General features: G+C 62.4%; 21 protein-coding genes. 14 read left to right on the forward strand and 7 right to left on the reverse strand.

Going from position 1 to position 25776, the window contains the following annotated elements:
* Positions 1-13 precede the first annotated feature (13 nt).
* The 10 genes from thiC (at position 14) to ACSQ17_RS13420 (ending at position 11239) form a co-directional block, all read left to right on the forward strand.
* The gene (gene thiC / locus ACSQ17_RS13375; RefSeq protein ID WP_436069204.1) at positions 14-1897 is read left to right on the forward strand and encodes a phosphomethylpyrimidine synthase ThiC; all 1884 of its coding nucleotides are present in this window, start codon (positions 14-16) and stop codon (positions 1895-1897) included.
* 89 nt (positions 1898-1986) lie between these two features.
* A complete protein-coding gene (gene nudF, locus ACSQ17_RS13380) occupies positions 1987-2586 on the forward strand; it encodes an ADP-ribose diphosphatase (protein ID WP_436069205.1) in 600 nt (199 codons plus the stop codon).
* Entirely contained in the window at positions 2577-3041 is a 465-nt protein-coding gene (locus ACSQ17_RS13385) for a DUF1249 domain-containing protein (protein ID WP_436069206.1), read from the forward strand. The genes nudF and ACSQ17_RS13385 overlap by 10 nt, the downstream gene beginning before the upstream one ends.
* 174 nt (positions 3042-3215) lie before the next feature.
* Complete coding sequence (gene cpdA / locus ACSQ17_RS13390) at positions 3216-4037, forward strand: 3',5'-cyclic-AMP phosphodiesterase (RefSeq protein WP_436069207.1); 822 nt, start codon at positions 3216-3218, stop codon at positions 4035-4037.
* Between the two features lie 55 nt (positions 4038-4092).
* Positions 4093-4704 carry a YqiA/YcfP family alpha/beta fold hydrolase gene (locus ACSQ17_RS13395; RefSeq protein WP_436069208.1) on the forward strand — a complete coding sequence of 204 codons (612 nt, stop codon included), beginning with the start codon at positions 4093-4095 and terminating at the stop codon, positions 4702-4704.
* Between the two features lie 15 nt (positions 4705-4719).
* Complete coding sequence (parE, locus tag ACSQ17_RS13400; protein WP_436069209.1) at positions 4720-6618, forward strand: DNA topoisomerase IV subunit B; 1899 nt, start codon at positions 4720-4722, stop codon at positions 6616-6618.
* Positions 6618-7601, forward strand: a complete 984-nt coding sequence (locus ACSQ17_RS13405) for an esterase-like activity of phytase family protein (protein ID WP_436069210.1) — start codon at positions 6618-6620, stop codon at positions 7599-7601. The genes parE and ACSQ17_RS13405 overlap by 1 nt, the downstream gene beginning before the upstream one ends.
* A complete protein-coding gene (locus tag ACSQ17_RS13410) occupies positions 7598-8122 on the forward strand; it encodes a retropepsin-like aspartic protease family protein (RefSeq protein WP_436069211.1) in 525 nt (174 codons plus the stop codon). Before ACSQ17_RS13405 ends, ACSQ17_RS13410 begins: the two co-directional genes overlap by 4 nt.
* A 7-nt stretch (positions 8123-8129) precedes the next feature.
* Positions 8130-10388 carry a DNA topoisomerase IV subunit A gene (gene parC, locus ACSQ17_RS13415; protein WP_436069212.1) on the forward strand — a complete coding sequence of 753 codons (2259 nt, stop codon included), beginning with the start codon at positions 8130-8132 and terminating at the stop codon, positions 10386-10388.
* Positions 10389-10531: 143 nt separating this feature from the next.
* A complete protein-coding gene (locus tag ACSQ17_RS13420; RefSeq protein WP_233683533.1) occupies positions 10532-11239 on the forward strand; it encodes a PqiC family protein in 708 nt (235 codons plus the stop codon).
* Positions 11240-11335: 96 nt separating this feature from the next.
* On the opposite strand, the gene ACSQ17_RS13425 is transcribed toward ACSQ17_RS13420, so the two are convergent.
* A complete protein-coding gene (locus ACSQ17_RS13425) occupies positions 11336-12859 on the reverse strand; it encodes an AhpA/YtjB family protein (protein WP_436069213.1) in 1524 nt (507 codons plus the stop codon).
* Between the two features lie 174 nt (positions 12860-13033).
* Here ACSQ17_RS13425 and serB point away from each other — a divergent pair, with 174 nt between their 5' ends.
* Positions 13034-14248: a phosphoserine phosphatase SerB gene (gene serB, locus ACSQ17_RS13430; protein ID WP_257776907.1), complete on the forward strand. Its 1215-nt coding sequence runs from the start codon at positions 13034-13036 to the stop codon at positions 14246-14248.
* Between the two features lie 64 nt (positions 14249-14312).
* Here serB and ACSQ17_RS13435 read toward each other — a convergent pair whose 3' ends face one another.
* The 5 genes from ACSQ17_RS13435 to ACSQ17_RS13455 form a co-directional block, all read right to left on the reverse strand.
* On the reverse strand, positions 14313-16382 hold the full coding sequence (locus ACSQ17_RS13435) for an EAL domain-containing response regulator (protein WP_436069214.1): 2070 nt from the start codon (positions 16380-16382) through the stop codon (positions 14313-14315).
* A gap of 64 nt (positions 16383-16446) precedes the next feature.
* On the reverse strand, positions 16447-18252 hold the full coding sequence (locus ACSQ17_RS13440; RefSeq protein ID WP_436069215.1) for a molecular chaperone: 1806 nt from the start codon (positions 18250-18252) through the stop codon (positions 16447-16449).
* A gap of 232 nt (positions 18253-18484) precedes the next feature.
* Positions 18485-19345 (reverse strand): archaetidylserine decarboxylase, encoded by an 861-nt coding sequence (gene asd, locus ACSQ17_RS13445; RefSeq protein WP_436069216.1) that lies wholly within the window; start codon positions 19343-19345, stop codon positions 18485-18487.
* Between the two features lie 27 nt (positions 19346-19372).
* On the reverse strand, positions 19373-20188 hold the full coding sequence (locus tag ACSQ17_RS13450; protein WP_436069217.1) for a rhodanese-like domain-containing protein: 816 nt from the start codon (positions 20186-20188) through the stop codon (positions 19373-19375).
* A gap of 46 nt (positions 20189-20234) precedes the next feature.
* Positions 20235-21749, reverse strand: coding sequence for an HDOD domain-containing protein (locus ACSQ17_RS13455; RefSeq protein ID WP_436069218.1), 1515 nt, complete (start codon positions 21747-21749; stop codon positions 20235-20237).
* Positions 21750-21868: 119 nt separating this feature from the next.
* Between ACSQ17_RS13455 and motA the strand changes: the two genes are divergently transcribed.
* Positions 21869-22720 carry a flagellar motor stator protein MotA gene (gene motA / locus ACSQ17_RS13460; RefSeq protein ID WP_233683541.1) on the forward strand — a complete coding sequence of 284 codons (852 nt, stop codon included), beginning with the start codon at positions 21869-21871 and terminating at the stop codon, positions 22718-22720.
* 8 nt (positions 22721-22728) lie between these two features.
* Positions 22729-23742, forward strand: coding sequence for a flagellar motor protein MotB (gene motB, locus ACSQ17_RS13465; protein WP_436069219.1), 1014 nt, complete (start codon positions 22729-22731; stop codon positions 23740-23742).
* Positions 23743-23790: 48 nt separating this feature from the next.
* Here the strand turns inward: motB and rsgA are convergent, their stop codons facing one another.
* Positions 23791-24822: a small ribosomal subunit biogenesis GTPase RsgA gene (gene rsgA / locus ACSQ17_RS13470; RefSeq protein ID WP_436069220.1), complete on the reverse strand. Its 1032-nt coding sequence runs from the start codon at positions 24820-24822 to the stop codon at positions 23791-23793.
* A 119-nt stretch (positions 24823-24941) separates the two neighbouring features.
* On the opposite strand from rsgA, the gene ACSQ17_RS13475 reads away from it, so the two are divergent.
* Complete coding sequence (locus ACSQ17_RS13475) at positions 24942-25715, forward strand: class I SAM-dependent methyltransferase (protein ID WP_436069221.1); 774 nt, start codon at positions 24942-24944, stop codon at positions 25713-25715.
* Positions 25716-25776: the final 61 nt, after the last annotated feature.

Raw genomic sequence — 25776 nt, forward strand, 5'->3', positions numbered from 1 at the left:
AGAGAGCCCGCCGATGAGTGCACAACAACAAAAGAACCTGAGTGAAAGCGCTCAGGTCGATCAGCAATCCATCCAACCCTTCCCGCGTTCGCAGAAGATCTACGTCCAGGGTTCGCGCCCGGACATCCGCGTGCCGATGCGCGAAATCAGCCTGGACGTCACCCCGACCGACTTCGGCGGTGAGATCAATGCCCCCGTGCTGGTTTATGACACCTCCGGCCCGTACACCGACCCGAACGTCACCATCGATGTGCGCAAAGGGCTGGCCGATGTGCGCTCGGCCTGGATTGATGACCGCGGCGACACCGAGCTGCTCGCCGGCCTGAGTTCGCACTTCGGTCAGGAGCGTCTGGCCAGCCCCGAGCTAACGGCGATGCGCTTTGCTCACGTGCGCAACCCGCGCCGCGCCAAGGCTGGCAAGAACGTCAGCCAGATGCACTACGCGCGTCAGGGCATCATCACCCCGGAGATGGAATACGTCGCCATCCGCGAGAACCTCAAGCTGCAGGAAGCCCGTGCAGCCGGTCTGCTCAAGGAGCAGCATGCCGGCCACAGCTTCGGCGCGAGCATTCCCAAGGAAATTACCGCCGAATTCGTGCGCGAGGAAATTGCCCGTGGCCGCGCGATTATCCCGGCCAACATCAACCACACCGAGCTGGAGCCGATGATCATCGGCCGCAACTTCCTGGTGAAGATCAACGGCAATATCGGCAACTCGGCGCTGGGTTCTTCGATTGAAGAAGAAGTGGCCAAACTGACCTGGGGCATCCGCTGGGGCTCGGACACGGTGATGGACTTGTCCACTGGCAAGCACATTCATGAAACACGCGAGTGGATCATCCGCAACTCGCCGGTGCCGATCGGTACTGTGCCGATCTACCAAGCCTTGGAAAAGGTCAATGGCGTGGCCGAAGACCTGACCTGGGAGCTGTTCCGCGACACCCTGATCGAACAGGCCGAGCAGGGCGTGGACTACTTCACCATTCACGCCGGCGTGCTGCTGCGTTATGTGCCGATGACTGCCAAGCGCGTCACCGGCATCGTTTCCCGGGGCGGCTCGATCATGGCCAAGTGGTGCCTGGCGCATCACAAAGAGAACTTCCTCTATACCCATTTCGAAGACATCTGCGAAATCATGAAGGCCTACGACGTCAGCTTCTCGCTCGGCGATGGCTTGCGTCCGGGCTCGATTGCCGACGCCAACGACGAAGCGCAGTTCGGCGAGCTGGAAACCCTCGGTGAGCTGACCAAGATCGCCTGGAAGCACGATGTGCAAACCATGATCGAAGGCCCCGGCCATGTGCCCATGCAGCTCATCAAAGAGAACATGGACAAGCAGCTGGAGTGCTGCGACGAGGCACCGTTCTACACCCTCGGCCCGTTGACCACCGACATCGCGCCGGGCTACGACCACATCACGTCGGGTATCGGTGCGGCGATGATCGGCTGGTTCGGCTGCGCCATGCTCTGCTACGTCACGCCCAAGGAACACCTGGGCCTGCCGAACAAGGATGACGTGAAGACCGGCATCATCACCTACAAGATCGCCGCGCATGCGGCGGACCTGGCCAAGGGTCATCCGGGCGCGCAGATCCGCGATAACGCGCTCTCCAAGGCGCGCTTCGAGTTCCGCTGGGAAGATCAGTTCAACCTCGGCCTCGACCCGGATACCGCGCGCAGTTATCACGACGAAACGCTGCCCAAGGACTCGGCCAAGGTGGCACACTTCTGTTCCATGTGCGGGCCGAAGTTCTGCTCGATGAAGATCACCCAGGAAGTTCGCGTCTATGCTGAAGAACAGCGCATTGCCGCTGTCGACCTGGAAGTCGAAGAGGGCATGCAGGCCAAGGCGCAGGAGTTCAAGGCGCAAGGCAGCCAGCTGTACCAGAAGGTATGAAGGGGCTTTTGCTAGGCAGTTTTGCGTAGCAGTATGAGCGTAACCAGGACGGGCCTTCGGGCCCGTTTCTGTTAATTGATGGGGGCGTTATGCAACGAGATGATGTCGAAGTGATCGCGCGTGAGGCCTGTTTCAGCGGCTTCTATAAGCTTGATCGGTTGCGCTTGCGCCATCGCCAGTTTGCCGGTGGTATGGGGCCGGAGCTCACCCGCGAGCTGTTCGTGCGCTTTGATGCGGTGTGCGTGCTGCCCTACGATCCGCAGCGCGATTGCGTGGTGCTGATTGAGCAATTTCGCGTCGGGGCGTTGGACAAGAGCGCCAACCCCTGGCTGCTGGAGCTGGTCGCCGGGTTGATCGACAAGGACGAGGTGCCCGAGGAGGTCGCCCGCCGCGAAGCCATCGAGGAAGCCAATCTGCAGCTGACCTCGCTATGGCCGATCACCCAGTATTACCCTTCACCGGGTGGCTCGGACGAGCGCGTGCATTTGTATGTCGGTCGCTGCGACAGCGAAGGCGCCGGTGGCGTGCATGGGCTGGCCGAAGAGGGTGAAGACATTCGCGTGCATGTCTGGCCGCTGGAAGATGCTCTGGCCGCCGTGCGCGATGGGCGGATCGACAACGCTGCCAGCATCATCGCCCTGCAATGGCTGGCGCTGAACCGTGCAGAAGTCCGGGGGCTGTGGTCATGAACCTGCTGCGCGAGCGCTATCGGGTCGATCTGGTCGAGCTGCAAGCGGCGTGCGAGGCCAACTATGCGCGCCTGATGCAGCTGCTACCGGCCATGCGCGATGGCCCGGCAGCACAGCCGCAGCCACGTCGCGTGGCCTTGAGTCAGGGCGAGCAGCAGCTGGGGGTATTGGCGCTGCACGTGCTGGAAACCTGCCCCTACACTTCGACCCTCTCCGTGCGTCAGGAACACAGCCTGCCCTGGTTGCCTGTGCCTCAGTTGGAAGTGCGCGTGTACCACGATGCGCGCATGGCAGAAGTGATTGGCGCGCAAAGTGCCCGGCGTTTTCGTGGCATCTATCCCTACCCCAATGCCGCCATGCATCAACCCGATGAGAAGACCCAACTCAACCTGTTTCTGGGTGAATGGCTGAGCCATTGCCTGGCCTGTGGTCATGAGCTGGAGCCGGTTCGCTAGGCTTTTCCCCACACCTGTCGATAGCCTGTTACAAGCGCATCTCAACGGGACACGCTAGCCTTAAGGCGGGCGCTGGATTTACAGCGGGCGTTCTGTGATCTATTCCCCTTTCACGGGTTTACCGCTCGCAGGGCTAACCACCATAATTCACGCATTCCGCTCAAGGAGAAGGTCTTGCCGGGCGCGCCGATTAAAACCACTGCTGTTGATCGCTCGGTACTGCTGGTGCAGTTGTCCGACAGTCACCTGTTTGCTGACGCCACGGGCAAGCTGCTGGGCATGGACACCCAGGACAGCCTGCAGCGGGTGATCGAGCGTGTGCAGGTGGAGCAACCGCAGATCGACCTGATCCTGGCCAGTGGTGATCTGTCCCAGGATGGCAGCGTGGCGTCCTATCAGCGTTTTCGCGAGATGACTGCCGCCATCCCGGCGCCGGCTCGCTGGTTCCCTGGCAACCATGATGAAGTCCCCGCGATGCAGGCTGCCTGCGTTGGCAGTGATCTGCTCGAACCGGTGGTTGACCTGGGCAACTGGCGCGTGACCCTGCTGGACTCCTCGATCCCCGGTGCGGTGCCCGGTTACCTCAGCGATCAGCAACTGGCCTTGCTGGAGCGTGCACTCAGCGAAGCGCCGGATCGCCATCACCTGATCTGCCTGCACCATCATCCGGTGTCCATCGGCTGTAAATGGATGGAGCCCATTGGCCTGCGCAATCCGGATGCCCTGTTTGCCGTGCTGGAGCGTTTCAGCCAGGCGCGGGCGGTGCTCTGGGGGCATATTCATCAGGAACTCGATCAGCAGCGCGGCCCGATCCGCCTGCTGGCCTCGCCATCCACGTGTGTGCAGTTCGCGCCCGGCAGCGAGGAGTTTCAGGTGGACACCACGGCGCCGGGCTATCGCTGGTTGCGCCTGTTCGATGACGGTCGTCTGGAGACCGGTGTCTCGCGGGTGACCGGGATCAAGTTCGAAATCGATTACACCATCAAAGGCTATTAAGCCGCTTGGCTAACCGGTTGCAGCCGGTCGCCGCAACCGGTTAGCCTCCCGCCCCATGACCGCATCCATTCTTTATATCCACGGGCTCAACAGCTCGCCGGCATCGCTCAAGGCCAGCCAGTTGCGCCGCGCCATGGAGCAGCTGGGGCTGGCCGCACAGCTGCGCGTGCCGGCGCTGCATCACCATCCGCGCCAGGCGATGGCTCAGCTTGAGGCGTTGATTGCTGAACTGGGACGCCCCGTGCTGGTTGGTAGCTCGCTGGGCGGCTACTATGCCACCCACTTGGCCGAGCGCCATGGCTTGCCGGCGCTGCTGATCAACCCCGCCGTGCGCCCACACCTGCGCTTCGATGGCTACCTGGGGCCGCAGAAAAACTATTACAGCGATGAAACCTGGGAACTGACCGCCGACCACGTCACGGCCCTGGCCGAGCTGGATGTAGCATGCTTGCAAGATCCCGCGCGCTATCAAGTGTGGCTGCAGACCGCTGACGAAACCCTCGATTACCGCGATGCCCAGGCCTATTACCGGGCCTGTGCGTTGCGCATCCAGGCCGGCGGCGACCACGGTTTCCAAGGCTTTGCCGAGCGCCTGCCGATGCTTTTTGCTTTCGCCGGTATTCCCCGCCATTTGTGGCAGGATATCGACTTTTCCGCTCTCAATTGACGAATAAGAGACCCCATGGCCCAGCAGAACACCTACAACGCCGATGCCATCGAAGTCCTTTCCGGCCTCGACCCGGTGCGCAAGCGCCCGGGCATGTACACCGATACCAGCCGGCCTAACCACCTGGCTCAGGAAGTCATCGATAACAGCGTCGACGAAGCACTGGCCGGGCATGCCAAATCGATTCAGGTGATCCTGCATGAGGACAACTCGCTGGAAGTACTCGACGATGGGCGCGGCATGCCCGTGGACATTCACCCGGAAGAGGGTGTGCCTGGCGTTGAGCTGATCCTCACCAAGCTGCATGCCGGTGGCAAGTTCAGCAACAAGAACTACCAGTTCTCTGGCGGCCTGCATGGCGTGGGTATTTCGGTGGTCAACGCGCTGTCGACACGGGTGCTCGTCACGGTCAAGCGTGACGGCAACGAATACCAGATGAGTTTTGCCGACGGTTACAAAGCCAGCGATCTGGCGGTGATCGGTTCAGTGGGCAAGCGCAATACCGGCACCAGCGTGCACTTCTGGCCGGATGCCAAGTACTTCGACTCGCATAAGTTTTCTGTTAGCCGCCTTAAACACGTGCTCAAGGCCAAGGCCGTGCTGTGTCCGGGGCTGGCGGTCAGCTTCGAGGACAAGGCCAGCGGCGAGAAAGTCGAGTGGCTGTATGAAGACGGCCTGCGCTCCTACCTAGTGGATGCCGTCAGCGAATTTGAACGGCTACCCAATGAACCCTTCTGCGGCAGCCTGGCAGGTAACAAAGAAGCGGTAGATTGGGCGCTGCTGTGGCTGCCGGAAGGCGGCGACGCGGTGCAGGAAAGCTACGTTAACCTGATCCCCACTGCGCAGGGCGGCACCCACGTCAATGGCTTGCGCCAGGGGCTGCTGGATGCCATGCGCGAGTTCTGCGAGTTCCGCAGCCTGCTGCCGCGCGGGGTCAAGCTGGCACCGGAGGATATCTGGGAGCGCATCGCCTTCGTCCTGTCGATGAAGATGCAGGACGCGCAGTTCTCTGGACAGACCAAGGAGCGCTTGTCGTCCCGTGAAGCGGCGGCATTTGTCTCCGGCGTGGTCAAGGATGCCTTCAGCCTGTGGCTCAACGCCCACCCGGAGTTGGGCCAGCAGCTCGCCGAGCTGGCGATCAGCAACGCCAACCGCCGCCTCAAGGCCGGCAAGAAGGTTGAGCGTAAACGCATCACCCAGGGCCCGGCACTGCCTGGCAAACTGGCTGACTGCGCCGGGCAGGACCCGATGCGTTCCGAGCTGTTTCTGGTCGAAGGTGATTCCGCCGGTGGTTCGGCCAAGCAGGCGCGGGACAAGGAATTTCAGGCCATCATGCCGCTGCGCGGAAAGATCCTGAATACCTGGGAAGTTGACGGCAGCGAAGTGCTGGCTTCGCAGGAAGTGCACGATATCGCCGTGGCCATCGGCATCGATCCGGGCTCCAGTGACCTGACCCAGCTGCGCTACGGCAAGATCTGCATCCTCGCCGACGCCGACTCCGACGGCCTGCACATCGCCACCTTGCTGTGTGCCCTGTTCGTCCGCCATTTCCGCCCGCTGGTGGATGCCGGCCACGTTTATGTGGCGATGCCGCCGCTGTACCGCATCGACCTCGGTAAGGAAATCTTCTATGCCCTGGATGATGCCGAACGCGATGGCATCCTCGACCGCCTGGTGGCCGAGAAACGCCGTGGCAAGCCACAGGTCACCCGCTTCAAGGGCCTGGGTGAAATGAACCCGCCACAGTTGCGCGAAACCACCATGGACCCGAACACCCGGCGTCTGGTGCAACTGACCCTGGAAGATTATCCCGGCACTCAGGAAATCATGGACATGCTGCTGGCCAAGAAGCGCGCCGGCGACCGTAAATCCTGGCTGGAGTCCAAGGGCAACCTGGCTGAGGTGCTGCTCTGATGCAGCGCTTGCTGGCTGCATGCCTGCTGCTCTGTGCGCCTTTGCTGAGTGTCGCTGCGGCGTTGGAAGAGCTGCAACTGCTTAACGAGCGGCCGGTAGAGGGCGTCAGTGGCGGTAACCTCTCGGGGCTGGCCTGGTGCGACGGCGCGCTGTGGGTGGTGTCCGACCGTGATGATCGGCAGATCTACCGTTTGGCAGGGCAGGATACGCAGTGGCAGGCTGCGGCCGAGTCTTTTGTCGCACCGCCCCCGCCGGATGTCCGGCTGCCCTGGGGCCTGCGCATGCGCAGCTGGATGGCCGGGCTAGTGCGCGGTGGCGAGCTGGATTTTGAAGGACTGAGTTGCGACGCCGCAGGCAACCGCTACCTGGTCAGTGAGGCGCATGCCGCCGTGCTGCAATTGCCGGTGATGGGTGAGCCGAACTGGCTCAAGCTGCCTCAGGGGTTGGTGCGCCAGGCGCGGGCCAGCGGCATGCTGCTGCACCACAACTCGCTGTTTGAAGGGATTGCCGTCGATCCGGCAGGCGAGCGCCTGTACCTGGCCGCCGAGCGCATGCGTCGCGGGCTGCTGGTGGTGCACAAGCAGCGTGCTACCTGGCGCTGTACGGGCGGTTGTGTGCTGTTCAGCGAGGCTGGCAGCGAAGTCGGGCCGGAGCAGCTGGGCAGCAAGGCGCAGCCACGGGATTTTTCCGGGCTGGCGTTTTATAACGAAAAACTCTTCACCCTGGAGCGTCAGGCGCACCGTATCTGTCGGCGCAACCTGAACAATGGCCAGGCCGAGAAGTGCTGGTCGTTTGCCGCTGAAGCGCTGACCCCGGAGCGTCGTTACCCGCCATCCTATGGCCTGGCCGAAGCGCTGTGGGTGGATCAGGACGGTGCCTGGGTCGGTGTCGACAACGGCCGTTTCAGCCGTGCGGACGGTGAGTCGCGGCCGATCATTTGGCAGTTTGCCGCGCCGAAAGGCGGCTGGGGCAGCAAGCCGTGAGTGAACAACCTGCTGGCAAGCGCGCCGGACGGGTGATGCTGGTGCTGGCCTGGGGGGCGGCCTTGCTGCTGGCCACGCAGTTCTTTGCCGACTGGGAAGAGGGCCGCCGCAACCCCAACCGTGCACCTGAGTCGTTGCATGGCAACGGTTATGTCGAGGTAAACCTGGCCAGCGGCCGGCAGGGGCATTACATGGCTGGCGGCAAGATCAACGGCGAGGCGGTGACCTTCCTCTTGGACACCGGTGCCACCCAGGTGGCGGTGCCCACTGAGGTGGCGCAGCGTCTGGGTTTGCAAGCCGGCGCGGCGATCACCATCAGCACCGCCAATGGTCGCGCCACGGCGCACCGTACCCGCCTGGCGCGTCTGGAACTGGGCGAAATCGTACTGACCGACGTAGAGGCTTTGATCGCCCCCGGTATGGGCGGCGATGACGTATTACTGGGCATGAGTGCCCTGAAACAACTCGAATTTACCCAGCGCGGCGGCACTTTGGTGCTGCGCCAATCCACCTTGCAATGAGGCACGCATGAGCGAACCCCTCGATTTGAGCCTGGACGGTGTAGAGCGCCGTTCCCTTGCCGACTTCACCGAGCAGGCTTACCTCAACTACTCCATGTACGTGATCATGGACCGCGCCCTGCCGCATATCGGCGATGGCCTCAAGCCCGTGCAGCGGCGCATTGTCTACGCCATGAGTGAGCTGGGCCTGGACGCCGACTCCAAGCACAAGAAATCGGCGCGTACCGTCGGCGACGTGCTCGGCAAGTTCCACCCGCACGGCGACAGCGCTTGCTACGAAGCCATGGTGCTGATGGCGCAGCCATTCAGTTACCGCTACACGCTGGTCGACGGCCAGGGCAACTGGGGTGCACCGGATGATCCGAAATCCTTCGCCGCCATGCGTTACACCGAGGCGCGCCTGTCGCGTTACTCGGAGGTGCTGCTCACCGAGCTGGGCCAGGGCACTGTGGACTGGGTGCCGAACTTCGACGGCACCCTGAATGAACCGGCCACGCTGCCGGCGCGTCTGCCCAACCTGCTGCTCAATGGCACCACCGGCATCGCCGTGGGCATGGCCACTGACGTGCCGCCACACAACCTGCGCGAAGTGGCGGCGGCCTGTGTACGCCTGCTGGATCAGCCGGATGCCACGGTTGAGCAGCTCTGCGAGCACGTGCTCGGCCCGGATTTCCCCACTGAGGCGGAAGTCATCACCCCGCGCAGCGACCTGTTGAAAATCTACGAAACCGGTCGTGGGTCGGTGCGCATGCGCGCCGTGTACCGCATCGAGGACGGTGACATTGTGGTCACCGCGTTGCCGCACCAGGTCTCCGGGGCCAAGGTGCTGGAGCAGATCGCCGCGCAGATGCAGGCCAAGAAACTGCCGATGGTCGCCGACCTGCGTGATGAGTCCGACCACGAGCACCCGTGCCGCATCGTCATTATCCCGCGCTCCAATCGCGTCGATGCCGATGAACTGATGACCCACCTGTTTGCCACCACCGAGCTGGAATCCAGCTACCGGGTCAACACCAACGTGATTGGTCTGGATGGCAAGCCGCAGGTGAAGAACCTGCGTCAGCTGCTGCGCGAATGGCTGGAATACCGCGTGGGCACCGTACGCCGGCGTCTGCAGTTCCGCCTGGACAAGGTGGAGAAACGTCTGCACCTGTTGGAAGGTTTGCTGGTGGCCTTCCTTAACCTGGATGAAGTGATTCATATCATCCGCACCGAAGATCAACCCAAGCCGGTGCTGATGGCACGCTTTGGCCTGACCGATGTGCAAGCCGATTACATCCTCGATACTCGCCTGCGTCAGCTCGCGCGTCTGGAGGAAATGAAGATCCGTGGCGAGCAGGACGAGCTGGCCAAGGAGCGCGCCAAGCTGCTGGCCCTGCTCGGCAGTGAAGTCAAGCTGAAGAAGCTGGTGCGTGACGAAATCATCAAGGATGCCGAAACCTACGGCGATGATCGCCGTTCGCCAATTGTGGCCCGTGCCGAAGCTCGCGCCTTGTCTGAAACTGAGCTGCTGCCGACTGAGCCTGTCACCGTGGTGGTGTCCGAGAAGGGCTGGGTGCGCTGTGCCAAGGGCCATGATATCGACGCCACCGGACTGTCCTATAAAGCTGGCGATGGTTTCAAGGTTGCTGCGCCCGGGCGCTCGAACCAGTACGCGGTGTTTATCGACTCCACCGGACGCAGTTATTCGCTGGCGGCGCATACGCTGCCTTCGGCGCGCGGCCAGGGCGAGCCGCTTACCGGCCGATTGACGCCGCCGCCGGGAGCGACCTTCGAATGTGTGCTGTTGCCGGATGACAGCGCGCTGTACGTGATCGCCTCTGACGCGGGCTACGGTTTTGTGGTCAAGGGTGAAGACCTGCAAGCCAAGAACAAGGCAGGCAAAGCCCTGCTTAGCCTGCCGGCTGGCGCCTTGGTGGTGCCGCCGAAAGCGCTGGCGAATCGTGAGGAAGACTGGCTGGCAGCGGTCACTACCGAAGGCCGTCTGCTGCTGTTCCCGGTGCGCGACCTGCCGCAACTGGGCAAGGGCAAAGGCAACAAGATCATCGGCATTCCTGGTGAGCGGGTTGCGTCGCGCGAGGAATACCTCACCGATTTGGCCGTGCTGCCAGTCGGGGCGACGCTGGTGCTGCAGGCCGGCAAGCGTACGCTGTCGCTCAAGGCTGACGATCTGGAACATTACAAAGGTGAGCGCGGGCGGCGTGGCAACAAGCTGCCGCGCGGCTTTCAGCGTGTCGACAGCCTGCTGGTCGAGGTTCAGGGCTAGCGGATGCATGCGGCTACAGTGTCGCGCTGGAGTCGCGCGTGGCTTTCAAGGATGATACGCAGCCGCAAGGCGGGTCGTGGTAAGTGACCCGCCGGCACCTAATAGGTATGCACGCCGGTGGTTCTGCCGGCTGGATGAGTGAAATGACTGCACTGCGTTTCCCCGCAATTCTGCTGCTGGCGGGCGTGCTCGGCCTGGCCGGCTGTACCCGCTATCAGCAAACACCGCTGTACCAGCTGGACAGTGGCAATATCCGCGTGCCAGCGGCCGAGCAGGGTGTGGCTGTGCTGATTGGTCCGGTGGCGATTGCCGATTACCTGCAGCGTGAAGCCCTGTTGCAGCGTCAGGCCGATGGCAGCCTGACCGCCGCCGAGGATGCGCGTTGGGCCGGCAGCCTGGCGGCCGAGATCGACCAGCAACTTTTACGGCAGCTGGCTTCGCGTCTGGACAGCCAGCGTCTGGTGCTGGCGCCTGCCACTGCCGGCTTTGTCCCGCAGGTGCGCCTGGGCTTGTCGATTACCCGTCTGGATTCCGGTCCGCAGCGCCCGGCAGTGCTGGAAGCGCAGTGGCGCCTGGCCGGGGCGGACGGCAAGCTGCTGGATGGCCGTCTGGTGCGTCTGGAAGAGGCGCACAGCGGCAGTATTGTGGATCAGGTGCGGGCGCAGAGCCTGGTGCTGCAACAGTTGGTCGAGCAGTTGGCTGACGCCGTGCAAACCCATGGCAAGCCCGCGCCGGTTGCCACTCCCGCGCCAGCGCGCAAGCCGGCTCCGGCTAAGCCAGCAGCGCCAGCCGTACCCCGTATACCGGTGGCTGAGCCGATTCGCAGTGAAGGCGAAGTGTTCCGCTTCTAGGGTCTGTTGACGTTTCGTTCGCGGTAACGCGGCTCACGACGAAACGTAATACCCCATAAAAAACCCGCCGATTGGCGGGTTTTTTATGGGTGCTGATCAGCGGCTTTCGTGCATGCGCGCCAACTGGCGCTCCAGCAGCGACGGGTAAGGCTCCAGCAGACGCTCGACGCAGCAGGCACCCTGGGGGCTGGCGATGGCGCGGATGCGGGCGCGCTGGCTGACCAGGGCATCGTCGGCGACGCTGCGCTCGACCAGCAGCAGGTTGCGGCTGTGTTGCGACAACGCCAGGGCGTTCTGCGCCGTTTCGCTCAACAGCAGGTCGCCCTGACTGAGGTTTGTGAGGTTTTCCCCGAGGGTCAGGCCGAGCTGCAGCTGCAGGGTAATGCCGCTGTCCGCCACTTCGATCTGCAGGGCATGGCCAAGGGCGCGCATCAGTTCACCGCAGCAGATGGCGTGGGTCAGGTAGTCCTCGTCGCAGTCCAGCTGATGGAACAGCATCAGGCTGCTGCCGTCGCTCAAGGTGTGCAGCTCGCCCTGATACAGGCTGGCGGCCTGATCCAGGCAGTCCCGGTAGCGTTGCAGCAGCTCCATCAGACGCGTGCGCGGCAGGCGTCGCAATTGTTCCTGGGCACCCAGCTGAATCGCCAGTACGGCGCTGGGCAGGGCCTGCTGGATCACGGATGGCGGTGCCAGTGCGGGCTCACTGTGGTCGCGCAGGTCGGCAAAGGGGTCATCCACTGCGCTGCTGTATTCATCACTGACGCTGGCCTGTGGGGCTAGCACTTCATCCTCAACGTCGAAACGCTCATCGTGCAGGTCCGGGACACTGAAGTCCGGTTCGTTGTCGAACGACTCCTCAAGGTAGTCGTCTTCATCTTGGGCAACCGGCTCTTCGTCGTACGGCTGTTCTTCGACCACTGCAGGCTTTTCTGGTACCAGGCGCGCTTGCAGCTGGCGCGCCAGGTCGCCGATTTCATCCTGGCGACCGGCGCCGGGGGCCGGGTCATCCGGGTCACGCAGCCAGACGCGCAGCTGCAGCAGCGGCGTGGAAATATGCCGCCCCAGGCGCATGCTCAGGGACAGGGTCAGGGCCAGCAGAATCAGGCTGAGGATGCCCATGCTCTGCAGGCTGATGGTCATCGGCTGCTGGAACTGCTGCATGTCGAGGCTTATACGCAGCTGTCCGGCGATCACTTCCTGAAAGGTAATCGGCGTCGAGTACAGCCCTTCGGTTTCCCCCAGCATGCTCTGGCTCGGCCGTGAGCCGGCCTCGGCGAGGATGCGGTTGTCCACGCTGTAGATCGCGGCATGGGCTACCAGCGGGTTTTTCACCAAGTTATTGAGCAGCACATTGAGGCTGAGAATATCGTTGGACACCAGCAGTTCGGTTGCCGAGGCGGCCGTCTGGGTGATCAGGCTGGTGCCCAGGGCTTCGGCTTGCTGCTGCATGGCGTGCTTGAACTGCATGCCGATCACCCAGCCGTAGATCACCAGGGCCAGAGCTACCAACAGCAAGCTGTGACTGACAATGCGCAGCGCCAGGGGAATGCGTCGCTGACGCAGGGCCTGGAACAGCAGGAGGAAGAAATTATCGGGCTTTACGGGGGCAGGCCGGTTCACAGAGCTCGGCTCTTGTCGACTGTAGTTGGCGCGCAGTATAGCGGTGCCCCCGCAGTGGGCAAAGCGCCGTGCGTGGCTGTTTGCCGGTGAAAATGGGTAGAATGTGCGCCTTTTCCACGGTGTGTGACCTGTTCAACACGCCGCTGCCCTTGACGCTGTCCCGGAGACCGAGCCTTGCGCGAAATCGTCCTGATCAATATCACCGGCGAAGATCGCCCCGGTTTGACTGCCGCCATCACCGGCGTACTGGCTCAGGGCGGGGTGAATATCCTCGATATTGGCCAGGCGGTGATCCACGACACCCTGTCGTTCGGCATCTTGGTGGAGATTCCCGATAGTGCTGCCGCCTCGGCCGTGCTCAAGGACATCCTCTTCACCGCTTACAAGCTCGATCAGCAGGTGCGCTTTACCCCGGTGTCTGAAGCGGACTACCAGCAGTGGGTCAGCGGCCAGGGCAAGGCGCGGCATATCGTCACCCTGCTGACCCGCAAGGTCACGGCCGAGCAGCTGCAGCGTGTCAGCGCCATTACCGCGCGTTATGACCTGAATATCGATCATATCGACCGCCTCTCAGGGCGTATGCCGCTGGACATGCCGGCCGAGCAGGGTAAGGGCTGCATCGAGTTCTCCGTGCGTGGTGAGCCTGCTGACCCGGCGGCCCTGCGCGCCGAGTTCCTCAGCGTGGCTCAGGAGCTGAATGTCGATATCGCCTTCCAGCGTGATTCGCTGTTCCGCCGCAACCGTCGTTTGGCGGTGTTCGATATGGACTCGACGCTGATCGAGGCGGAAGTCATCGACGAGCTGGCCAAGGCTGCCGGTGTGGGTGAGCAGGTATCAGAAATCACCGAGCGCGCGATGCGCGGCGAGCTGGATTTCGCCGCCAGCTTCCGCGAGCGCCTGGCGCTGCTCAAGGGCTTGCCGGAAACCGTGCTTGCGGATATCGGCGCTTCGTTGCGCCTGACCGAGGGGGCCGAGACGCTGTTCAGCGAGTTGCGACGCCTGGGTTACAAAACCGCGATTCTGTCCGGTGGGTTCACCTACTTTGCCAAGCAGTTACAAGCCAAGCTGGGCATCGATTATGTGTTTGCCAATGAGTTGCAGATTGTCGACGGTCTGGTGACCGGCGTGGCGGTGGAGCCCATCGTTGACGCGCAACGCAAGGCTGATCTGCTGCGTGAGCTGGCGGCCAAGGAAGGGCTGCGTCTGGAGCAGACCATTGCCGTAGGCGACGGAGCCAATGACCTGCCGATGCTGGCCATTGCCGGCCTGGGCGTGGCGTTTCGCGCCAAGCCGCTGGTCAAACAGTCGGCCAAACAGGCGATTTCCACCCTGGGGCTGGACGGTATTCTCTACCTGCTGGGCTTCCGTGATCGCGACGGTCAGGAATAAGCGCCAGGCAATAAAAAGCCGCCTACGGGCGGCTTTTTATTGCCTGTTTTCAGCGTGGCCAGCCTTACTCGTCACCAGCGGCGAAGTCGTAGTCCATCGATTGACTCGGCCCCTGCAGGTAATGGCCCTGGATATAGTTGACCCCGGCCTGCCAGAGGGTGGCCAGCACGCTGGCGCTCTCGACGAAGGGCACGATGGTCAGCTTGGCCTGGGAATGCAGGCTGGCCAGCAGGGTTTTCAGGGCTTCCTGGTTTTCCGCTTTGCTCAGATCCTGGGAGAACGAGCTGTCGACTTTGACGAAGTCGATATGCAGGTGCTTGAGCGTGTTGAACGGATTCAGCGAGCAACCAAACTGAGTCAGCGCAGTTTTGCAATGCAGCTCGTTGAGCCCCTGGGTGATGGCCTTGGCCTGTTTCAGGTAGGCAATCGCATCCGGTTCGCTGAACTGGAAGACCAGTGAGTCCGAAGGCAAGCGGGCGGCTTTCAGGGCCACGCTGAGCCATGGCAGCAGGGTCTGGTCCTGCAAGCTGGCGCTCGACAGGTGCACGAACAGGCGGGTGTTGTGGTCTTTGCTGCGGTGGTCAGCGAGCAGCTTGATCGAGTTGAGGATCACCCAACGGTCGATTTTCTCGGCCAGCCCGGCATCTTTGGCGGCGTTGAACAGTTCCACCGGCGGGATTTCTTCGCCTTGCGGGTTGATCAGACGCAGCAAGGCTTCGTAATGCTCAAAGCTGTCACCGCGCAGGCTGATGATCGGCTGGAACAGCAGGCGGAAGCTGTTGTTTTCCAGGGCCTGTTGGATCATCGCGACGATGTTGCCGCGGCTGGCTGCTGCGGCCAGTTCATCGGCTGGGTTGAATAGCTTGAGGGCGTTGCCGTCGCTCAGCTCATCGGCGCAGCGGTGGGCGCGATCGACCACTTCCTGAGCCTTGGCCGTCTTCTCATTGAGCCCGGCCACGCCAATCGACAGGGTGCTTTGCACGGTACGGCCGCTGACGTCGAACAGGTGACCTTCGACTTTTTTCAGCAGGCTGACCAGCTGTTCGCGGGTACTCTCCGGGCTGACGCCGGGTTGCAGCACGGTAAATACGTCATCGCCAAAGCGGGCCAGTTGCGCGTCGGCGCTGAAGTGTGCGCGCAGCAGGTTGGCCAAGTCGGTGAGCAGGATGTCGATGCCGGCCAGACCAATGTCGGCCAACAGGCTGGCATAGCGGTCGACACGGATATAGGCGAGGCTCGAAGGCTGGCCGGCATTCACCGCGCGCTCGGCGGCGCTGTCCATCAGTTCAAGGAAGTGGGTACGGTTGAACAGCCCGGTGACCAGATCCTGGCTGCTGATTTCGCGCAGTTTTTCTTCCAGTTCGGCATTGCCGGTTTCGGCGCGAATCACCACCTGGATACACGGCTCGCCATCGTAGGTGGCCGGGGAAAAGCTCATTTGTGCCTGGAAGCTCTGGCCGTTGGCCTTGATGCCGGTGCAGTTGAGCTCGGCATTACCTTCGGCACTCTGATAATTCTTCAGGAAGTCCTTGAAGCTGGATTGGTCGCTGCCGCCGATCAGGTCGATCATCGGCATGCCTTCCAGCTCGTCGGCATCTTCGTAGGCGAACAGTTCCAAGTAAGCGCGGTTGGCGTAGATGTGCATACCGTCGTGCACATAGGTAATCGCATCAACCGAGCTGTCGAGCAGCAACTGGCAGCGTTTTTCCGCTTCACGCAGGGCCACTTCCGAGGCGCGGCGGGCGCGGCGTTCTTCCAGGTTGGCCAGCTCGCGCTTGGCCACAAGAACCAGGCGTTCATCCTCGCCTTGCGGCATGGCGTCCTGAGCACCGAGCATCAGGGCTTCGGTGACGCTGTCGGAGTCGTTGTCGCTGAGTAGCTGAATAACCGGGATGTCTTTGGCCTGGCGGCGGATGGCGCCAATGGCCTCGCTGGGCGGCAGTTGTTCGCTGCTGGGCGCGCAGATCAACAGATCCCAGCTTTGTTGCAGGGCCTCATTGAGGTCGTCGCTGGAGGTCAGGCGATGCACACGGGTCGCGCGGCCTGCGTTGCGGAACAGGCTGACCAGTCGTTCGGCCTCGTTCTGCGAGTCTTCGAGAATCAGTAGCCGTATGGTTTTTTTTTCAATGGCCATGGTGTGGTATCAAATCTGCGCCGAACGGGCGCGAAAAGGCGACAAAAGGGAGTGCGTCGGCAATCTACAGCGACTTCCAGAGTGAGTCAAAGTCTTCCTCCCCGCCTGGCGTGCGGCTTTTCGGCGCTGTGACGGGCTTCCCGTGATCGCTGCTGGTCTGCTCGACGCTGCGGTATTCGAACTGGTTGAAACTGCCGGTGCTGGCCTGGCGTCTGCTGAGCACGGCGCGGTGTTCGCTGCCGTTGAGGTTGATGCTGACCTTGTTGCCTTCCTGGAACGGCAGGCGTGCGGTGATCAGGCTGGCTGGACGCGAGATGGCGCTGATTTCCGGCAGCAGCAGGGCGCGCAGGTACTGGCTGTTCTGTTCGGCCTTGCGCACCAGTTGCAGGCCGCAGGCCTGGGCGTGCGGGGCAATCAGCTCAATGCCCATCTGGGTGCCGCCGCCGCGTACCTGGCGAATCCAGCGCACTACGGCAATGCTCCAGCCCTGCTTGGGTAAGCCTTGTACACCGAGCAGTTCGCCGGCCTGCAACTGGCTGGGGACTTCTTTTGGCCAGGACAGGCAATAGCCGCCCGGGCTGATATTGACGATGGCCACTTCATAGGTCGGGTAGCTTTCGGCGCTGCTGGGTTCGGCGGCGACTGCGCCTTTGGCGGGCGCGTTGTACTGGATTTCCTCGAAAGGCAGGCCGTTCTCCCAGAGGTTGGTCTTCTGGGCATCGAAGGCATTCGACCAGACGTCCGGCGCGCCGGTGTCGGGCTTGAACACGGCAGCATTGGTGGTCTCGGGCAGTTGCAGCACTTCGTTGAACGGGCGCTTGCCTGCCAGGTGGTAGTGCAGCGAACTCATGCCGATGCACAGGGTCAGGGCGCCCTGGCCCTGGCTGCGCTGGAAGGTGCGCTCGGCAATATCACCCCAGGCGGCGGCCAGGTGCTGCAGCATGTCCTGGCTGAAGCCTTCCGGCACCAACAGGCGCGACGGGGTCTGGCTGTCGGCCGGTAGCAGCAGGTGCTCCTTGATCGCATCGACCAGTGAGCTGGGGTCGATGCCAACGGCATTGTGCAGTTCATTCTGCTGGAACAAGGAGATGTAGCGCGGCGGGCCATCCAGTTGTGGGGCTACGGCGAACAGGCTGGAGGCCTGATCGCCAGCTTGCAGGGTGGCCAGTACGCTCCAGGGCTCAAGCACTTCGGCCAACCTGGCGATGGCGCTCTGGCGCATCTGGTTGCAGCGGGCGCAGCCGAGCAGCAGGGCCACCAGGTAGCTTTGTTCAGTGCTCAAACCCTGGGTGTGAAGGGCCTGAGTGTCGCGTACCAGTATCTTATGCAGGTCGCGTGTGCGGGCTATCTGGTACAGCTGATGCAACTCCAGCCACAGTCCTTCCGGCACCGGGCAGTACAGCTGGCTGGCGCGGATCAACGGGCCACAGAGGCTGTGGGTCGAGCGTTGCAGGGCCACGGCCAGCAGCTGGTTGCGTGCCGGGTTCGCTTGTGCGGCGATGCGCGCGACGATCAGTTTGTAGCCGATGGCCAGGTGGTTCTGCAGGGCCTGGCACAGGTTGGCGACTTTGCGCGGGCGTTCATCCAGGACAATCGCCTGGTTGAGGAAGTGTTTCTCGAGTTGCTTGCAGACGAAATAGATTTCCGGACGGAGAATCTCCAGCAGTTGCAGGCGATTTTCCGAGGGGGTCAGCAGTTGGTTGAGTTCGACCAGGGCTTGGTAGAGCTGGCGTGCCGTTTCACCAATATTGGCCTTGGGCAGGCCGTCCACCCATTTCTTCAAGTCGCGGGGGCTGGCTTCGCAGAATGACAGGCTTTGCTTGTCTGGCGTGGTGACGCGCAGCAGCAAGTGAGAATTCTGTTTATCCATCTAAATCAGAGGCTCCAGCACACAGGCAAGGCGGGTGAATCTAAGAATTATGTTTCGACTCTAGCAGTATCTCGCAGGCCCCGCAGCCAAGACCTTGGCGCGATTGCCGCTATGGTGTGGCAAACCAATCAGCAGAAGGCATGCATATGTGACTGCATATGACGTGTGCAGGTTCACTGATGCGCGGGGCGATGACACACGCCGCCGCAGCGGCGCGTGCCACGGGGATTACTCAAGCACGTGGCGTGCCGAGACCCTGACCCATGCGTACCGGGCTGTTGGCCGCCAGTTCAGCAGCCCACTGCACCTGTTCGGGGCCAAACAGCACGATGGCGGTGGAACCCAGCTTGAAACGCCCCAGTTCTGCGCCTTTTTCCAGATGGATCGGCGCGCGGGCGGTTTCGTCGTACTTGACGGTTTTCAGGGTGCGCTTGGGCGGTGTGACCAGTCCGGCCCATACGGTTTCGATCGAGGCAACGATCATCGCGCCGACCAGTACCACAGCCATCGGCCCGCGCTCGGTGTCGAACAGGCAGACCACGCGCTCGTTGCGGGCAAACAGCTCAGGCACATTCTCGGCCGTGGTCTGGTTGACCGAGAACAGCCGGCCCGGCACATACACCATTTCTTTCAGGGTGCCGGCCAGCGGCATGTGCACGCGGTGGTAGTCCTTCGGCGACAAGTAGATGGTGGCGAAGTCGCCGCCCATGAAGGCCGCCGCGCGTTCGCTGTCACCGCCCAGCAGTTCGATCACGCTGAAACTGTGGCCTTTGGCCTGAAATACCCGGCCTTGTTCGATCTTGCCGAGCTGGCTGACCGCGCCGTCGGCCGGGCAGAGCACTGCGCCTGGCGTGCTGTCGAGTGGGCGCGCGCCATCTTTCAGGGCGCGGGTGAAGAAATCATTGAAGTGGGCGAAAGCGCTGAGGTCTTCGACCTGGGCTTCGCTCATGTCGACCTGGTATTGCTTGGCGAACCAGCCAATCAGGCGATTTTTGAACCAGTCCGCGCGGCACTCGGCCGCGCAGCCGATCAGGCGCGACAGCAGGTGGTGGGGCAACAGGTACTGGCTGAGGATAAACAGGCGATCTTTCATGGAGTTTCCTTAAGTGGGGGCGGGCGTTCAGCGTTCGACGGGGGTGTCGGGGTGGTTGCCCCATTCGCCCCAGGAGCCGGCATAGGCTTTTACGCGTGGATAGCCCAGGACCTTGGCGGCCAGGTAGGTGAATCCTGAGCGGTGATGGGTCTGGCAGTGGGTGATGATTTCCTTGTCGGCGGTGATGCCCAGGCTGTTGAGCTGGGTTTGCAGGTCCTGACGCATGCGCAGTGCGCGCGCCGGGTCCATGCCGGCTGTCCATTCGAAGTTGACCGCACCGGGAATGTGTCCAGCTTTCTGCGCCAGAACTTTCGCGCCGCTGTATTCACCTGGCGAGCGAGCATCCCAGATCGCCAGGTCGGCGGCGCCAAGGCGGCTTTGCAGGTATGCGCGGCTGGCAGTGGGTGCATCATTCAGGGTCAGGGCCACGCTGGCGTTGCCGGCTTGTGGTGTTTCGCTGCTGAGCGGGCGCTCTTCGGCCAGCCAAGCGTGCAGGCCGCCATCCAGGTAGTGATAGTGCGCGTGGCCAATGACATCCAGCAGCCAGATAAAGCGTCCAGCCCAGCCTCCGCCTTCATCGTCGTAGACCACATAGACCGCGTCCGGGTTGTGCCCCAGCTCGCTGAACAATTGCTCCAGCTGTTCACGTTCAGGTTGCAGGCCGGGCGCTGGTGGCTGGCCCAATTGGGTGCGCTTGGGGTCGACAAAGCGTGCGCCGGGGATATGCCCGGCGGCATAGCGCGCTGTGCTGGTCAGGTCGACCAGAATCAGCTCGGGGGCGTCCAGGCGGCTGGCCAGTTGGGCCGGCTCGATCAATAAGGGCAACTCAGCGAAGGCGGTCATGCCGGGCCTCTTTTCGTTCTCAAAGGGGGCGAATTGTAGCGGAAGCCTAGCGCCCACGGCTGGCAAAGGTGCTCAGCGCCCGCTCAATGCATTGCACGGTTTTGCCGAAACCCTGCACGCTGGCGTCGCTGAAGGCGCTACCCGCCTGGTCGGCGAAGATCAGCATGACCACCCGGTTGTTGTTGGCCAGCGAGCGAATCAGCAGGTGTTCACTGGGGAACAGGCTTTTCAGGGTGCCAGGCAGCGTGGCCGAGAACTGGGCAATGTTGCTCGGGCCGAGGCGTAGTTGCGCCGGCGCGCTGAGCAGGCGGCGCAGCAACTGGCTCTGCTGTGGATCAAGGCTGAGGCTGCTGGCTGACTTGTCCAGGCCACTGTGCTGCTGGGTCATCAGGCGGGTGTGATTACGGTCTGCCAGAAGAATCAGCACGCGTTGCATGCCACAGGCTTGCAGCGCCTGATTGGCGCAGGCGGTTAGCTGCAGGACATTGCTGAATGCACTGGGCTGGGCGAGAAGCTGAGCACAGTGCTGACGCCATGCGCTGACGACCACGGGTTTCGGCGGCTCGACGACGGCCTGCAAGTGGCGCGCCTGCCATGGCCAGAGCAAGGCTTCGGCTGGGTGCCAGAGGTCACTGCTGTACACCAGCCGTGCACTGCTGACGGCGTGTTGGTGCACCTGTTGCTGCAGGGTGTCCAGCGGCAGTTGCAGGAACAGGCCTGTCAGGCGCTGCCAGCGCAGGCTGTGCGGGCTGTTCCAGGCATAGTGCGCGGAAATCGCCAGGCAGTTGGCCAGCAGGATGCTGTTGGCGGGTTGGGTCAACCAGCGGCGCAGATGGCTGTCGGCATCCAGGCATTGCTGCTGTTGCAGCGGGTGCTCATTGTTGTGGGCAATGTGCAGCGCCTTGACCAGCAGGCGGCGGTCATTCACCAGCAGGCGGTAGCCGAGGGTGATCCACTCCGGCAGTCGCCAGTGTTCGCTGAGGGCCAGGCACAGCTTGAGCAGGGGCACGCCGAGCAGATCCTGCTCCACTGTGCTCGCCGCTTCACCCTTGACCAGCACCCGTTGTTCCCAGGCATCAAACAGTTCGGGGTGGGCGGCCAGCAAGGTCCAAACCGGGGCGAGAAACAGCAGGCTGCCCCAATGCACTTCCTGCCACAGGCGGGCCAGGCGGCCGGCGAACAGGCCATTGGCCTGCTGGCTGGCGTGTTGGCTGATCAGCTGAATCTGGCGCAGCGCCTTCGGCAGATCCTGTTCGGGGAGGGCAGGCAGACGGTTGAGCAGTGCTTCGGTGCGGCTCAGGCCGAGGCGACTGATGGCGGCTTCGAGGCTGTCAGTCTGTTCATTGAGCCCGCTGCTCTTGCTGTTGGCTTCGCGCAGCACGCTGAGGGCCAGTGCCGGGCAGCTTTGCATCAGATCAGCCAGTTCACGCCGTGAGCGGCTGCTGTCAGCCAGGGCACGACGTAGGGTTTGCAGGCTGTCGCTGGACGCGGGCAATAGCTGGTTGTCCAGCTTCTTGAGCCAGTCGTTGAGCGTGCGCGGAGAGTGGACTGGCTTATGCATGCGGGTTGAGACAAGCTGGCTTTTGACCTTAACTGGCTATAGTCTCGCGCAAAACTTCCGATAAATAGAAGGGTTGTTTTGCACAGCCTCTTTCTACCCTCTCTGGCAAGTCTCTTCCTATGGCAAAGATCATTGGCATTATCGTTGTATTCGCCAGCGTTTTAGGGGGGTTTATCCTCTCTGGCGGCAAGTTCATGGCGTTGGTCCACCCCTTCGAAGTGATGATTATTGGCGGCGCAGCATTGGGGGCATTTCTGCAAGCCAACCCGGGCAGCATGTTCATGCAGGTGTTCAAGAAGTCGCTGACCATGTTCAGCTCGCGCTTCACCCATCACTACTACCTGGATGTGCTCAAGCTGCTTTACGAGATCCTCAACAAGAGTCGTCGCGAAGGCATGATGGCCATCGAAGCGGATGTTGAAGACCCCGCCGCCAGCCCGATCTTCAGCAAGTACCCTGGCATTCTCAAGGATCAGCGGATGACCTCGTTCATCTGCGATTACTTGCGCATCATGTCCTCCGGCAACATGGCGCCGCACGAGCTTGAGGGGCTGTTCGACATGGAAATCGCCAGCCTCAAGGAAGAGCTCGAACACCCCGCACACGCTGTGGCCAAGGTTGCCGACGGTATGCCAGCGATGGGGATCGTGGCTGCGGTACTGGGGATCGTGATCACCATGTCGATTCTCGCCGAGGCGGACAACGCGGAAATCGGTGAGAAAGTGGGTACGGCCCTGGTCGGTACCTTCCTCGGCATCCTGGCGTCTTACGGTTTCTTTGGCCCGCTGTCTGGCGCGCTGGAGCACGATGCCAAGGAAGAGCTCAATGTCTACGAGGCGATCAAGGCTGGCCTGGTGGCGTCAGCCTCGGGCATGCCGCCGTCGCTGGCCGTGGAGTTTTCCCGCAAGGTGCTCTACCCGGCGCATCGGCCAAGCTTTGCCGAGCTTGAACAAGCCATGCGTGGGGGCTAAGACGCAGCATGGAGAATAACCAGCCGATTATCGTCAAGCGGGTCAAAAAGGTTGCTGGCGGCCACCACGGTGGCGCCTGGAAAATTGCCTTTGCCGACTTTGCCACGGCGATGATGGCGTTCTTTCTGGTGATGTGGCTGATGTCCTCGGCCACGCCCGAGCAGAAGAAACTGATTTCCGGCTACTTTCAGGATCCGGTGGGCTTTTCTGAAAGTGCCAGCCCCTATGTGATCGACCTGGGCGGCTCGCCCACCCCCGCGCCCGACCGTACTCTCAACCCGGAACCCAAGGACGAGCAGACCCCAGCCGAGGATGCCCAGGCTGACATCAACAAGGAGCAGGCCGAGTCGCTGGCGGAAGAGGTCGAGCGCGAGCGCCTGGAGCTGCTGTTGCAGGAATTGCAGAACAAGGTTGAGGAAAACCCGCAGCTGCAGAACTTCAAGGATCAGATCCTCTTCGAGATCACTCAGGACGGTCTGCGTATCCAGATCATGGATGCCGAGAACCGGCCGATGTTCGCCTCCGGCAGTGCGCGCTTGCAGCCGTATTTCGAGGACATCCTGCTGGCCATGACCGACACCATCGCGGCCGTGCCGAACAAGATCAGCGTCAGTGGCCATACCGATGCGGCGCCCTTCGTCGGGCGCGGTGGTTATGGCAACTGGGAGCTGTCAGCTGATCGGGCCAACGCGGCGCGACGCGTACTGATCGCCGGTGGCTATGACGAGGAGCAGGTCGCGCGGGTGGTGGGGTATGCGTCATCGGCGCTGTTTGATCGGGATAACCCACTCAATCCGGTCAACCGCCGTATCGATATCGTGGTGCTGACCAAAAAGGCCCAGCGCGCCATCGAGGGTGAGCAGGGTGAACCGGCCACTGATGCGCCACCCGCCGAAGCCGGCGCGGCGTCGGCTCCGGCAACGCCGGCGGCTCCGGGTGAACCGTTACCGGACGGCCAGCTGCGTGAACGGCTGAATATCTTTGAAGACGGTGTGCTGAAGTTCGATCAGCCCGCAGAATAAAGGATGTGAACATGAACAAGGCCGCGCAATGTCGCGGCCTTGTTCATTTCAGTACTCGGCTTCCGGCAGGCTGGCCAGAATGTGCCGGTAACTGGCCATACGCTGCGGGTGCAGGCGGCCCTCTTCCAGGGCTTTGAGCAGGGCGCAGCCCGGCTCGCGGTCGTGTTTGCAGTCGCGGAAGCGGCATTGGCCGATCAGGTCGTGAAACTCGATAAACCCCGCTTCGACGTCATCACGACTCACGTGCACCAGGCCGAATTCGCGAATCCCGGGGGAGTCGATCAGTTCGCCGCCACCGGGGAAGTGGAACAGTCGTGCGGTGGTGGTGGTGTGGGTGCCTTTGCCGGTCAGCTCGGACAGTGGTCCGACACGGGTATCGACTTCCGGCAGCAGGCTGTTGACCAGCGATGATTTGCCAACCCCGGATTGGCCGACGAATACGCTGACATGGCCATCGAGTTGCTGTTGCAACTGCTGCATGCCGTCGCCGCCATGGGCCGAGACTTCCAGCAGCGGATAGCCTAGTTCGCGGTAAACACCGAGCATGCGATTGAGGGCCACGGCGTTCTGCTCATCCAGCAGGTCGGTCTTGTTCAGCAACAGCAGCGGGCGGATGCCGGCGTGCTCGGCGGCGACCAGGTAGCGGTCGATCAGGTTGGCATGGGGCTCGGGCAGCGGGGCGAAGACAATCACGATCAGGTCGACGTTGGCGGCTACCGGCTTGAGTTGGCCACGGGTGTCTGGGCGACAGAGTTCGGTGCTGCGTGGCAGTTGCGCGACGATCACGCCGATGCCCTGGTTGCCGGCGCGCCATACCACCTGATCACCGGTGACCATGGTCGGCAGGTTGGCACGCAGGTGACAGCGGAATACCTGGCCGGCCAGCTCGCCCTCCAGGGCTTCTACTTCGACCTGTACGCCGAAGTGAGCGATGACCAGGCCGGTCTGTTCCGGGCCTAGGTCGCCGCCTTCAAGAATCTGTACCGCCTGCGACTCGCGCTTGGCGGCGCGTGCGGCGCGCTCGCCCTGAATTTTTTCGATACGCCAGTTTTGCCGGCGGTTGAGTTGGCGTTTGGCCATGGGTCTTCCGAGAGTTGAATTGCGCAATAAACGGTCGCGAGTCTAGCACGGGCTGCCTATTGAGCTGCTGGCGCAGCTAAACTGCGGCGCATCATCGGTCGGACGGTTGAGGAGTCTGCATGCTGCGTGTTGCCCGCCACTATCCGGCGTTGCTGGCCTTGTTTGCCCAGGTGGGGGCTACGCTGCTGGTCGGCTTGGCCCTGTACCTGACGGTGCAACTGGTGCCCTGGCGGCCCACCTGGCTGGCCGTCGGTCTGAGCCAGGGGCTGATCGCCGCTGTGCTGGCGCGTTACCTGGGGTTGTCGCGCTGGTGGTGTGGGCTGAATCTGCTATTCGTCCCGGCGCTGCTGCTGGCCAATGGTGCGCCACTGCCGTCCTGGGTGTTTCTCGGGGCGTTCGCGCTGGTGCTGTTGCTTAACTGGAACAGCTTTGGCGAGCGCGTGCCGTTGTACCTGACGGGTTCCGGCACGCGCCGCCAGTTGAGTGTGTTGCTGAGTGAGCAGTCGCCGTCGTTTCGCTTTGTCGACCTTGGCTGCGGGCCTGCGGGCATGCTGTTGGGTCTGGCTCGGCAGTTCCCGCAGGCGCAGTTTGTCGGGGTGGAGACCGCGCCGCTGTCCTTTGTTATCGCCTGGCTGCGTGCCTTGCTCCGGCGCAATTGCCAGATTCGCTATGAAAACCTCTGGCGTACCGATCTGGCGCTTTTCGATGTGGTGTATTGCTTCCTCTCGCCTGCGCCGATGCCCGAACTCTGGGCCAAGGCCTGCGCGCAGATGCCCGCAGGTAGTCTGCTGATCAGCAACACCTTCGAGGTGCCAGGACAGCCGGCGGATCAGCAGATCGAACTGCACGACTGGCGCCAGTCCCGTTTGTTGCTGTGGCGCATGCGCGGCTGATCTATTCACTCTTCGCTTGAGCACAATGCTGTCGGTCGAACGCAGTAGTTCTTCGGCGGCC

The organism is Pseudomonas sp. LjRoot71, from assembly GCF_964253255.1.
In the GTDB taxonomy this organism is placed as follows: Bacteria; Pseudomonadota; Gammaproteobacteria; order Pseudomonadales; family Pseudomonadaceae; genus Aquipseudomonas.

Coding starts and splice junctions, on each gene's coding strand:
- thiC (WP_436069204.1), top strand. CDS start 14: ATGAGTGCACAACAACAAAAGAACCTGAGTGAAAGCGCTCAGGTCGAT.
- nudF (WP_436069205.1), top strand. CDS start 1,987: ATGCAACGAGATGATGTCGAAGTGATCGCGCGTGAGGCCTGTTTCAGC.
- ACSQ17_RS13395 (WP_436069208.1), top strand. CDS start 4,093: ATGACCGCATCCATTCTTTATATCCACGGGCTCAACAGCTCGCCGGCA.
- parE (WP_436069209.1), top strand. CDS start 4,720: ATGGCCCAGCAGAACACCTACAACGCCGATGCCATCGAAGTCCTTTCC.
- ACSQ17_RS13405 (WP_436069210.1), top strand. CDS start 6,618: ATGCAGCGCTTGCTGGCTGCATGCCTGCTGCTCTGTGCGCCTTTGCTG.
- parC (WP_436069212.1), top strand. CDS start 8,130: ATGAGCGAACCCCTCGATTTGAGCCTGGACGGTGTAGAGCGCCGTTCC.
- ACSQ17_RS13420 (WP_233683533.1), top strand. CDS start 10,532: ATGACTGCACTGCGTTTCCCCGCAATTCTGCTGCTGGCGGGCGTGCTC.
- ACSQ17_RS13435 (WP_436069214.1), bottom strand. CDS start 16,382: ATGGCCATTGAAAAAAAAACCATACGGCTACTGATTCTCGAAGACTCG.
- ACSQ17_RS13440 (WP_436069215.1), bottom strand. CDS start 18,252: ATGGATAAACAGAATTCTCACTTGCTGCTGCGCGTCACCACGCCAGAC.
- asd (WP_436069216.1), bottom strand. CDS start 19,345: ATGAAAGATCGCCTGTTTATCCTCAGCCAGTACCTGTTGCCCCACCAC.
- ACSQ17_RS13450 (WP_436069217.1), bottom strand. CDS start 20,188: ATGACCGCCTTCGCTGAGTTGCCCTTATTGATCGAGCCGGCCCAACTG.
- ACSQ17_RS13455 (WP_436069218.1), bottom strand. CDS start 21,749: ATGCATAAGCCAGTCCACTCTCCGCGCACGCTCAACGACTGGCTCAAG.
- motA (WP_233683541.1), top strand. CDS start 21,869: ATGGCAAAGATCATTGGCATTATCGTTGTATTCGCCAGCGTTTTAGGG.
- motB (WP_436069219.1), top strand. CDS start 22,729: ATGGAGAATAACCAGCCGATTATCGTCAAGCGGGTCAAAAAGGTTGCT.
- rsgA (WP_436069220.1), bottom strand. CDS start 24,822: ATGGCCAAACGCCAACTCAACCGCCGGCAAAACTGGCGTATCGAAAAA.
- ACSQ17_RS13475 (WP_436069221.1), top strand. CDS start 24,942: ATGCTGCGTGTTGCCCGCCACTATCCGGCGTTGCTGGCCTTGTTTGCC.